12 protein-coding genes are annotated in these 10,479 nt (G+C 55.7%); 5 read left to right on the top strand and 7 right to left on the bottom strand.

All coding sequences use genetic code 11. The annotated features are described in order from the left end of the window. Nucleotides 1–2,597 (bottom strand): Ti-type conjugative transfer relaxase TraA (gene traA / locus Abin_RS15295; RefSeq protein WP_048848536.1); only part of this gene is annotated, 2,597 nt, incomplete at its 3' end. Between the two features lie 162 nt (nt 2,598–2,759). Between traA and Abin_RS15300 the strand changes: the two genes are divergently transcribed. The 3 genes from Abin_RS15300 (at nt 2,760) to Abin_RS15310 (ending at nt 3,880) form a co-directional block, all read left to right on the top strand. Beyond that, complete coding sequence (locus Abin_RS15300; protein WP_048848519.1) at nt 2,760–3,053, top strand: conjugal transfer protein TraD; 294 nt, start codon at nt 2,760–2,762, stop codon at nt 3,051–3,053. Nucleotides 3,054–3,117: 64 nt separating this feature from the next. After that, the gene (locus tag Abin_RS15305; RefSeq protein WP_048848522.1) at nt 3,118–3,384 is read left to right on the top strand and encodes a conjugal transfer protein TraD; all 267 of its coding nucleotides are present in this window, start codon (nt 3,118–3,120) and stop codon (nt 3,382–3,384) included. Further along, nucleotides 3,377–3,880, top strand: coding sequence for a MucR family transcriptional regulator (locus Abin_RS15310; RefSeq protein WP_048848524.1), 504 nt, complete (start codon nt 3,377–3,379; stop codon nt 3,878–3,880). Before Abin_RS15305 ends, Abin_RS15310 begins: the two co-directional genes overlap by 8 nt. Before the next feature lie 80 nt (nt 3,881–3,960). Here the strand turns inward: Abin_RS15310 and Abin_RS15315 are convergent, their stop codons facing one another. Continuing rightward, nucleotides 3,961–4,368: a DUF2442 domain-containing protein gene (locus Abin_RS15315; RefSeq protein ID WP_048848526.1), complete on the bottom strand. Its 408-nt coding sequence runs from the start codon at nt 4,366–4,368 to the stop codon at nt 3,961–3,963. Beyond that, the gene (locus Abin_RS15320) at nt 4,358–4,594 is read right to left on the bottom strand and encodes a DUF4160 domain-containing protein (RefSeq protein ID WP_035382370.1); all 237 of its coding nucleotides are present in this window, start codon (nt 4,592–4,594) and stop codon (nt 4,358–4,360) included. Before Abin_RS15320 ends, Abin_RS15315 begins: the two co-directional genes overlap by 11 nt. 821 nt (nt 4,595–5,415) lie before the next feature. On the opposite strand from Abin_RS15320, the gene Abin_RS15325 reads away from it, so the two are divergent. Beyond that, on the top strand, nt 5,416–6,516 hold the full coding sequence (locus Abin_RS15325) for a replication initiator protein A (RefSeq protein ID WP_048848528.1): 1,101 nt from the start codon (nt 5,416–5,418) through the stop codon (nt 6,514–6,516). 35 nt (nt 6,517–6,551) lie between these two features. Here the strand turns inward: Abin_RS15325 and Abin_RS15330 are convergent, their stop codons facing one another. The 3 genes from Abin_RS15330 to Abin_RS15340 are packed head-to-tail and all read right to left on the bottom strand — an operon-like array spanning nt 6,552 to nt 8,125. After that, nucleotides 6,552–6,830 carry a ribbon-helix-helix domain-containing protein gene (locus Abin_RS15330; protein ID WP_255319431.1) on the bottom strand — a complete coding sequence of 93 codons (279 nt, stop codon included), beginning with the start codon at nt 6,828–6,830 and terminating at the stop codon, nt 6,552–6,554. Beyond that, the gene (locus Abin_RS15335; protein ID WP_048848530.1) at nt 6,830–7,465 is read right to left on the bottom strand and encodes a nucleotide-binding protein; all 636 of its coding nucleotides are present in this window, start codon (nt 7,463–7,465) and stop codon (nt 6,830–6,832) included. Before Abin_RS15335 ends, Abin_RS15330 begins: the two co-directional genes overlap by 1 nt. Nucleotides 7,466–7,507: 42 nt before the next feature. Continuing rightward, a complete protein-coding gene (locus Abin_RS15340; RefSeq protein WP_048848533.1) occupies nt 7,508–8,125 on the bottom strand; it encodes a recombinase family protein in 618 nt (205 codons plus the stop codon). Nucleotides 8,126–8,405: 280 nt separating this feature from the next. On the opposite strand from Abin_RS15340, the gene Abin_RS15345 reads away from it, so the two are divergent. Beyond that, complete coding sequence (locus Abin_RS15345) at nt 8,406–10,175, top strand: Hint domain-containing protein (protein ID WP_048848535.1); 1,770 nt, start codon at nt 8,406–8,408, stop codon at nt 10,173–10,175. A gap of 85 nt (nt 10,176–10,260) precedes the next feature. Here the strand turns inward: Abin_RS15345 and Abin_RS15350 are convergent. After that, the coding region (locus Abin_RS15350) for a DUF6118 family protein (protein ID WP_048848540.1) at nt 10,261–10,479 on the bottom strand (219 nt) is incomplete at its 5' end.

Below are 10,479 nucleotides of genomic sequence, written 5' to 3' on the forward strand. Positions count from 1 at the left end.
ACCGCCTGCTGAAGCGGATCACCACCCGGCACAAACCCGTCCAGCCCGACCGGCACCTGCTCACGCTGCACACGGGGCAGCCTCAAACCCGCAAAGGGAGAGACAGGAGCCTCACGCTCAACCTCACTCCTCCCCTTCCCGGCCTCAGCCTTCTGCCCGGCCGACACGTCTTTTTCCGCCGTGCGACGCCCCGGCCGCACGGACAGGTCCAGTCCATCGAACATCCCGCGCTTTTGCTGTGCCGGTGCCGGATCTAGCGTATGGACAGCCTCGGCCTGCCTGTCCTGCCGGGGGCCAGAGGCAGCCTTGCCGCGCTCCACCACGATCTCACTCTCGGGAACAGACAGCCCGCGCCGCCGCGCAAACCCGGCATCCCGATCCCGCTCATGCGGATAATCCAGCGTGGTGTCCTTCAGCCGCTCGCGTGACAGCCGCCGCACCAGCCCGTCCCGGTCGCCCACGTCATCCCGGCCCCAATGGACGGACACGCTCTCCCGATGGCGCGACAGCGCCACATAGGCCCCGTGCCGGTCCATGCTCCCCGTCGCCAGCACATGCGCCCGGTCCACCGTCACACCCTGCGATTTGTGGATGGTGGCCGCATAGCCATGATCCAGCGCGTCATACTCCGCCACCGACACGGACACGACCCGGCCGCGCCCGGTCCCACCCGGCCCGTCGAGCTGCACCGACAGCACGAGATCCCCAGCCTCAGGCGACCCCTCGATGCCCCGCACCGTGCCCAGCGTGCCGTTCTTCACCCCCAGCTCCCGGTCATTGCGCAGGAAGTAGACACGCTCCCCATCCGCGAACACCCGCTCGCCCTGGGCGGTTGGCACCAGCACGTCGTCACCCAGCTCACCCGCCTCCCGCCGGATGGCGCGTGCCGTCTCGTTCAGCGCCCGCACATCGACACGCCGATGCGCCAGCATGATCTGGCTTTCTTCTGGCGCAGCCTGACGGGCTTCCTCCCACCCGGCCACCACGCCGGCCTGCGCTTCTTCCAGCGTGTCATGCCCGCGCACCAGGCCGGCCGCCTCATAGCGTCCCAGCGCTTGCTCTGTCCGCCCGGTCGCAAGCTCCTTCGTAGCCGCCTGCTGCCAGCCTTCACGCTGCCGGCGTACGGTGGTGATTTCCACCGACCCGACCCGCTCGGCCACCGCCCGGAACGCACCACCCGCCTCAATCGCCTGCAACTGCTCGGGATCGCCCACCAGCACCACCTTGGCCCCGGCTTCGCGGGCGACAGACAGAACCCGCTCCATCTGCCGTGACCCCACCATGCCGGCCTCGTCCACCACCAGCACGTCCCCGCGCTCCAGCAGGTCGAACCCACGCTCCCACGCCCGCTCCAGGGACGCCAGCGTCCGGCTCTCAATCCCAGACCCAGCTTCCAGCCCTTCCGCCGCGATCCCCGACAGCGCCGCCCCGCGCACCCGGTACCCGGCCTCTTCCCATGCCGCGCGGGCTACCCCCAGCATGGTGCTCTTCCCCGTCCCGGCATACCCGACCACCACGGACAGGTCGCGGGACTTCGTGACCTCGCCCACCGCCAGCGCCTGCTCGTCCCCAAGACCGGAATGCTGCATCGCCGCCCGACGCACCGCCAGCGGCACCGCATGCCCCTGAGACTGCCCCATCGCGAGCGACGCTTCTTCCAGACGCTGCTCGACCCCGATCATCGCGCGCGTGGAGAACCGCTCCCGCCCATGCCCGTCCTTCCCGAGAGCGACCAGCTCCGGACACGCCTCCACCCGAACCATGACCGCACTGAACTGTTCTGCGTCCGCCGTGTGCCGGTCCACGAACCGCGCCAGGTCCTGCCGGGTAAATGTGCTCTGCTGTCGGGTCAGCGCCTCCAGCGCCACATGTGGCTCGGCCAGCAACGTCTCGCCATTGCCTCGCGCGATCTCCAGATGATCAGCGACCCGCTCCGCATCCTCGCCCCGCTCTTCCCGGCGCATCCCGGCCGGACCAATCTTGTTCTGCGGCTCAAGGTCAATCCCCTGTGCCGCGAACGACCGATGATCGATCCGCACGTCTAGGTCCAGTTCGGCCAGCCATTCATTGGCAAGTGACGCCCATCGCTCCCGCCATGTCAGCAGGAGGTCCTTGTCATTCCACGAGCGTTCTTTTGCACCAAACCCGTTCTCATCCACAGACCGCGTGGACAGCATCACATGGGCATGGGGCTTCGCCTGTCCGTCCTCACCAATATCCCAATGTACATTGAGATCGGCCACCATACCGCGTTCCACGAACTGCTCCCGCACAAAATCCCGTGCCAGCACGATCCCCTGCGCCTGGGTCATTTCGCGCGGGATTGAAAACTCCACCTCACGGGCAAGCTGGGCATCCTTGCGTTTCTCGATCGCCTCGACCTCATTCCATAGGGTCGCACGGTCGAGAAACCGTTCCGGCGCGCCATCGGGCAGCAGGATCTCGGAATGCACCACACCGCTCTTGTTGGAAAAGTCATGGTCGCGATCCAGCCGCAAATCATGCAGGCGGGACGCCGCGCGATAGGCCGCCGCCGCCACGGCGCTCCGACCGGTGGCGCGGCTGATGACCTTTGCATGCAGGTGATAGATCGCCATGGACGCGATCATATCACACCATTTAAGCGCACGTCACGCAGTGACGTATAAGCGCGCACTCATATTTTATTGCGCCACAAGGATTGATTACTCTGGATGAGTGACGCGGTTTTTGTCTGTATGGTAGAGTATGGCACAAATCAGTAGGACAGGGGACGGAAAATGCGCAAACCACGGGACATTGATGCGGAACTGAAGGCGCTTCAGGAAAAGGCGAAGCAGCTTAAGGCGCAACGAACCATCCAGCTCGGCGAACTGGTCGAGGCGACGGGAGCCGATACCCTGTCGATCGAGGCGCTGGCCGGGGTTCTTCTTGCAGCAGTCGAACAAGCGGACGGCAAACCTGAAGCCGTTGCGAGGTGGACCGAACGGGGGACGGCGTTCTTTCAGGCCGGGGCAAAAAAGGGCGGCCGGAAAGGAACCGGAAACGATCAGAGCGGAGCTTCTGGCGCTTGAGAGTCGGATCAGGAAGCAGGCGGTCCTGATCCATCGACATCAGGCACGAAAGGCACGCACCGACATGCGCGACTGGGCGAAGGCACGACGGGAACGGACCCGTCATCTGATCGAACTGGGTGGCCTGGTCCAGAAGGCGGGACTGGTCGATCTGACCGATGATGACCGCGCCACCCTGCTCGGGGCCTTCTTGGACATTGCGGGGCAGCTTCGGGAGGGCAGGAATACCGCTTCAGGCGACCTGAAAACACGCTGGAGGCGCGCGGGGCTTAATGCCTTCGACAGGGACCAGGAACATGACAGGACAACAGGCGGAAACGACCATGACTGACCACGAGACACGATCATCCGAAACGGACACGCTGCGGGAACTGACGACCCGGATTGTCACGGCGTATGTCAGCAGCAACACAGTTCCAGCCGACACCCTGCCCGGCCTCATCGGCACAGTGTTTCAGGCGCTCGATAGCCTGGGACAGATGACGACCGGAATACCGGATCTGGTGCCGGCCGTGCCTGTGAAGAAATCGGTCTTTCCGGATTACATTATCTGCCTGGAGGACGGGAAAAAGCTGAAGGTGCTCAAGCGGCATCTCCAGTCCGCCTATGGCATGACACCAAAACAGTATCGGGAGAAATGGGGCCTGCCTGAAAGCTACCCGATGGTGGCTCCTGACTATGCGGCCCGACGCTCTGCCCTGGCCCAGAAGACCGGACTAGGAAGGGCCGTCAAGGCGACACCGGAACTTTCGGACGTATCGGAAGGGGAAGCGCCAGTCACCCGCTTGCCAGAGAAGAAACCTGGACGCAGGCCAAAACTGGTTTGAAGATCGGGACCAGGAGAAATAGGACAGAAGACGGATCATATCGATCGCGACGACTGGGAAGTCTGAAAGGGGTGACTATCTTACGCGACGTTCCTTGGCCGACCGCCTTTAGCACCATTCCGGCGTGCAGCCGCCGCCTTTGCGGGACTGGCGGATGATCCGCCCACACGTCCCATCTGTGCCGCCATCCAGCTTCGGGAACCGTAGATACCGTGGATGAGACCTTCAACCAGGACATCAGCATCAAGACGGGGCCAGTGAAGGCCATTCCCCAGCGGGGTGATCTCGATCTCGGCCAGATCATTCAGGGAAGCCCCCTGCAAATCCTGTAGCAGATCCACAGGCACGCTCATTTCAACTCCGTTGGAGAGCGTGACATGAAGGGCGCGGCGTGCACGGATCAACCGTGCGGAGACCGCATGAGGAACTGTTGCTCGATGAAGCGCGTCTGCTTCACGAGCAGCTTGATAGTTCATGTCATTCGCCATGTATCTTTTCCCATGCTTCAGCCAGCATCTCAGCGTGGTCCTGCACGATGACAAGGGCTTCCTGTATAGCCTTATCCTTCATGCCACCTGCCCGTATCAGGCGGGCTTTCCTGCCAATTTCAATTACTGCTTCCCCATCCGCGCTTATGACGTGAACGTGCATTGGCACATGATCTGCCGTGTAAATCACGACACGAAAGCCATTGATGCGCAGAAGGGTCGGCATAATTCACTATATCCCTAACGCTTGGGTTTTTCAATCAGAACCATCCCGCTGAAAGTTAGGAGGAGAATATCTGGACGGACGCACAGAAAATGGTCAGCCCATCAATTCCCGACAAGGCCCGCAGAGCGTCCTGGGAGGCCGCACAAAGCGCAATAGCGTTATTGCCCGCCTAACTGGCCGCCACATCTGATAACGCCTGTACGGTCATCCTATGGCGTCTGACGGGCATATTGCGGCACGTGAGCCGCTGAATGATCGCTTGAACTCCGATGTGTCTTGAGCAGATTACGGTCTTGCCTGGTTCTTCTGATGTTGCAGGCGTTGGGCGAGCGCGGAGCGGGAGCCCCGTAGGGCGCCGAAGGCGCCGACGCGGGAGAGGAAGGTGCTGGTGGAGAGACGATGCAATGCATCGTCAGATTATGATTTCGCGCCGTAGGCGTGTCTGCTTAGCGCAGCCCTGAAAGGGCGAGCAGGGGGATGCCGGGTGGGAGATCGCGCTGTGCGCGATCGGGGCGGCCGTAGGCTGCGAGCCGGCGGGGGCGGAGCCCCCAAGAGGCGGCGCTTGGGTTCATTTGGCAAGAAATTCCAAGTAATGAAAAGTTATCCACAGGTTTAGTGTGTTAATTTATGTGTTAAAAGTAGTGTTAAGGGTTTTCCACAGCCACATAACCATCTGAAAATACAACAAAAAAACACTGTTTTTTGGTCGCTTGCGTCAACGAAACCCCGAATCTAGTGACTCCAGAACCCCGAATCTGCGTCAACGAAACCCCGAATCTATCTCTTGCGTCAACGAAACCCCGAATCTAAACTAGCCGTCAATGAAACCCCGAATCAAACCAGACCGTCAGCGAAACCCCGAACTGGCACTTATCGTCAGTGAAACCCCGAATGTTGATGGGCGTTCAGTTCTTCTTCCGGAACGATATCCAACACCAGATCTTTTTATTTGTGATGTCCTTGATGCCATCCCCAAAGATGATATGGCCTCGATGGAACATCCAATTTTCTCGCTTGCCACTAAACCTGATCGACGCATTTTCCGATACGAGCACAATGGCAATACAGTTGAGATCGTTCCGAGCATCAAAGGGCTCGCGACGATCCATGATAAGGATATCCTTATCTATTGCATTTCGCAGCTTATCGCGAAAATGAATCAAGGTGAGCTGCCAAATCGAACTCTCCACCTTACCGCACGCGATTTATTGGTGTGGACCAACCGTCAAACTGATGGTGATGGCTATAAGCGGCTTCGGAGCGCATTTGAGCGCTTAGCAGGCACACGGATCACCACCAACATCAAAGCTGATGGAGAAGAAATCACCGAAGGCTTTGGCCTTATCAATGAATGGCGAATTGTCCGTAAGACCAATTCCGGACAAATGTCCGAAATCAAGGTAACGCTATCCGAATGGCTGTTCAGAATGATCGAAGGCCGAAGTGTACTGACATTACATCGCGATTATTTTCGTTTACGCAAACCACTTGAACGGAGAATATACGAACTTGCACGCAAGCATTGTGGCGCTCAGGAAAAATGGGTTGTTTCTATAGAAATTTTACAGAAAAAAACGGGGGCCAGTAGCCATATTCGCGTATTTCGCTCAATGCTCCGGGACTTGGCAATCAATAACCACTTGCCTGATTATGCTGTTGAAATAAACAGCAACACAGTTACTTTCCGTAATCGGGAAACGATGGATACCGTCAAGGTAATAGAGCCAAAACTCCAGAAACCATTTGTCGATCCCGAGGGTTTCCATGACGCTAGAGGAGTTGCTCCAGGATATGATGTCTACGCACTCTATGATGAATGGGTGTCATGGTGGAATGATAGCGGACAACCAGAGTTGCAAAACCCCAGTGCCGCATTTGTCGGATTCTGCCGCAACCGACATAAACGCAACCCTATACGCTAGACACAGCCTACGCGTATAGTTGTATACGTGTATACTTAACCGCTAACGATCCTGCTTCGTCCTTTCTTCACAAACAGATCGTCCAGTGCTTCTCCAAGCAAACTCTGAACCGTCGTTCCCTCTTCCGCCGCGATAATACGAAGCTGGGTGCTGACTTCAGGAGAAAAATGCCCACCGATCAACTTGGTCCCCTTACGACCATTCAGCGTAGGTTTACGGGATGATATATCTGGCTTCAGGGAAGGGGTTGGCATTGCCTCACCACTACCTTTGGCGCGATCAAGCATCGCTTGTAGCGTATTGCTTTTCGACATCACACTACTTCCCGATTTTTGTATAATTGTATATCTGTATACTCGTATAACCGCTTAATTTCGTTTGCTGCTGGCCCATGTGCATCGAATTCCTGCACAGCCTGTCCTGCCGCTTGTGCACGGAAAAATGCCTTGCGGTTTCCTACTGTCACCGGACAGACCGTTGCCCCCAATTCGGTCACGGCCTTAATGGCATCCCCTGTCTCCTGCCCCTGAGGGGGCACAAAAGTTAAAACGACAGCGAACGCTTTATCGAGCTGACGAACCACATCTAATGTGTGTGTCATACTCATTGTATCGAACACGGCCGTCTTCGTCGGAATAAGAACGAAGTCAGCATGCCGCGCCGCTTCATAAGCTACATCACGTGCAACAGCAGCTCCGTCGATAATCACAAGATCAGTACCCGCATCCGCGCAGGCTTTGAGCATTGCAGGCAAACGTATCGGCTGAATTGAAGCCACAGCCGGTGTATCGAGCTGGCGTACGTCTTTCCAGAAAGAGGCTGTCGCCTGTGGGTCCAAATCAATAATAGCAGCAACCTTACCCGCTTGCTCAGCCGCGACAGCGAGACAGGTTGCAAGCGTCGTTTTTCCGACACCGCCCTTCTGCGAAAGAACAGCGAGAACCTTCATGCTACACCTCTACACGTATAATCTTATACCTGTATACACTTTCTACGAGGGAAGAGAAGGCCTCACCTGATCTCTCTGCACAATGGCCGCAACAGTGTTCTTGCTGATTCCCAGATCACGGGCGATCCACCGATAACTCCGCTTTTCAGCCACTAGCGCCAGAACCTTCGGAGCCAGACGGTCAGACTTCGGCCGCTCTCCTTTCTGTCGGCCGAGAACCTTTCCGCGCGCCCTGGCAGCGGCCAGACCGGACTTCACCCGCTCGCTGATCAGATCCCGCTCGAACTCCGCAATCCCGGCCAGAACCGTCGCTAGCATCCGTCCATGCGGCGTCGCCAGGTCAAACATCATCCCCGTTATGGCGATCAGGGAAACACGATAGCTCTCCAGCTCCTGAAGCGTGGAGATGAGATCAATGGTCGAACGCCCCCAGCGGGACAGCTCCGTCACCAGGATGGCATCAATTTCACGGGCCTGGGCCAGTGCCATGACCTTTCGACGCTCGGCCCGATCCACCCGGACGCCAGAGCCAGTCTCCATGAAAACGCCCAGCACTTCATATCCCGCGCGTTCGGCAAACCGCTTCAACTCGTCCTTCTGGCGCGCGCAGGACTGATCGGCCGTGGAAACCCGGCAATAGATGACCGTGCACTGTCCCATTTGAACCCTCCCGGAAAAACCACCATGCAGCCCTTGATACACCGTGGCTCCGGTCTGTCCCAATCTGACTATAGTCAGATTGGAACGAAATCTTTCCGTTCATTAAGAATTGCGTGTATTTTCAACTCAAATTTTGATTTGCGCAAAATATTTTGTTGTTACTTATTTAACAATATGTGTTTTTTGTTGCTTTTTTTGTTCTTACAACTTAAACATTGTCGGTAGTTTAAACGGAGCAAAATGCCAATTGCAGCATTTGCGCAAATCAGAGTTTTGAAAAATGAGTCTTCTCTATGGATATAATAATACTGTAACAGACAGTGGTAGCTACACATTATTTCCCGCAGGATGGGTTCTCGGAGTGGCTTCCCTAGGAGGAGCAGGAGTAACATTTACCGGAGATATTACCGATACATTATCGTTTGCACCTTCATTAATAAGTGCAGCTAACCCCTATAGTGTTACGTCAAAAGACGGTGCAAACGTTACAGTTAATGTTTCATCAAGTGTTCTTGGTGCGTTAACGGGATCTTCTTTTACCGCCGATGGTGGGACTATAAATATTACTGGAGATAACGCTATTTCTGCTCTAAGCGGAAATAGTTATAAAATTGAGAACGGCGGCACCATAAATCTAGGAACGCTCTCAACATCAGAAATCAGTGCATTAGGCGGCTCAACTATCACCTTTGGTGATGGTGGCGGCACCTTGGTGATTACACCAGCTAGTGGAATAACAATTTTAACTTTCAGTAATATTTCCGGCTTTGGAAACACTGGATCTACTATAGAAATACCTGGATCTGGTAAGGTTACAAATGCAACATATGACAGCACTTCAAACACAACAAGCATTACAACAGATACTGGGATTACTGTTAAAGTTTCTGGTGATTATACCATTTCCAATAACTCTCTGTATCAACAAGAAAGTGGTGGAAACCTGTACATCAGCGCTTCTCCGACCAATAGCTTAGGAACAAGTGCTGTCCTTGTCTGCTTCCTATCTGGCAGCATGATCCGTACATCGAAAGGTGATGTCGCGGTCGAAGATATCCAGATTGGTGATGAAGTAATCGCTTTTGATTGGAGAAACGATGAAGACGTAGTCCGTCAGGTTGTCTGGGTGGGTAAAGCGCGTGCGACAGTACGTCCTGACCTTCCCGATGATGAAGCTGGCTGGCCTGTGCGTATCCTTAAAGACGCCATTGCCGATGGCGTACCTTATAAGGATATGCTGATTACGGCTGAACACTGCTTGTTCTTCAGAGACCGTTTTGTCCCCGTTCGTATGCTGGTCAATGGTGTGTCTATCTTCTATGACAAGTCCATTACTTCTTACGATTACTATCACGTAGAAACAGAACAGCATTCTGTCATCACCGCTGATGGCATGCTCACAGAAAGCTATCTTGATACCGGGAACCGTTCATCCTTCCGTCAGGAAGGCAAAATCGCAACTCTGCGCGGAGCGGTAAAGAACTGGGCCGATGATGCCGGTGCGCCATTGGGCGTGGAACGCTCCTTTGTAGAACCGCTCTTCCGGGCTCTGGAATGGCGTGAAAACAGTGTTGTGGGCACCAAGATCTCGACGACAAAAATCGAAACGACAACGGATCCTGACCTACATCTTATCACTCAGACAGGCGCTGTGATCCGTCCCATGCGTAAGACCGCGCATCACTACAGCTTCATGCTACCACCAAATACAGAGTCTGTGCGGATCGTCTCGCGTTCTAGCCGTCCATCAGACGTGATTGGCCCGTTTGTCGATGATCGTCGCTATATGGGCGTGGCCGTAGCAGATGTGCAGCTTCAATGTGCCAAACAGCAGTTCGATATTACTTCTCACCTTCAGGACGAAAAACCTTCGGGTTGGCACGATACCGACTGGACGGACTGCGCATGGACCAATGGGAATGCTGAACTCCCGTTAGGTGATCACCTGACACATGGGAAAATGGGTATTCTCTCCATGACTATTCGTGCCGCAGGCCCCTATCTGCTGAACACAAAGCCAAACTCTGACATGAAAAAACATTCTGCTTAATCTCGGTTAACCGGACAAATAATGTTGGGGCTTTCCCTTTGCCGGGAAAGCCCTTTCCTTATGAAAGCTTATTCCTCATCAAATACTACTGTGCATCAGGCTTAATCGTAATCACGCAGGACTTCGGCTGTCGGGCCTGAGTTGCTCCGATCCGACAGTCTCTGATCTTCGGCTGATTGTCCTGTACTAGCCGATCCTCCCACACAAAGCTGTTCCATTGATCTGGCCGTGCATCACGCATCATGGCCTGACCAGACTCCCACCGATCCTGCCCTCCAACGATGAATGATGCTACGCGCTGATC

Source organism: Acetobacter indonesiensis (assembly GCF_000963945.1).
In the GTDB taxonomy this organism is placed as follows: domain Bacteria; phylum Pseudomonadota; class Alphaproteobacteria; order Acetobacterales; family Acetobacteraceae; genus Acetobacter; species Acetobacter indonesiensis.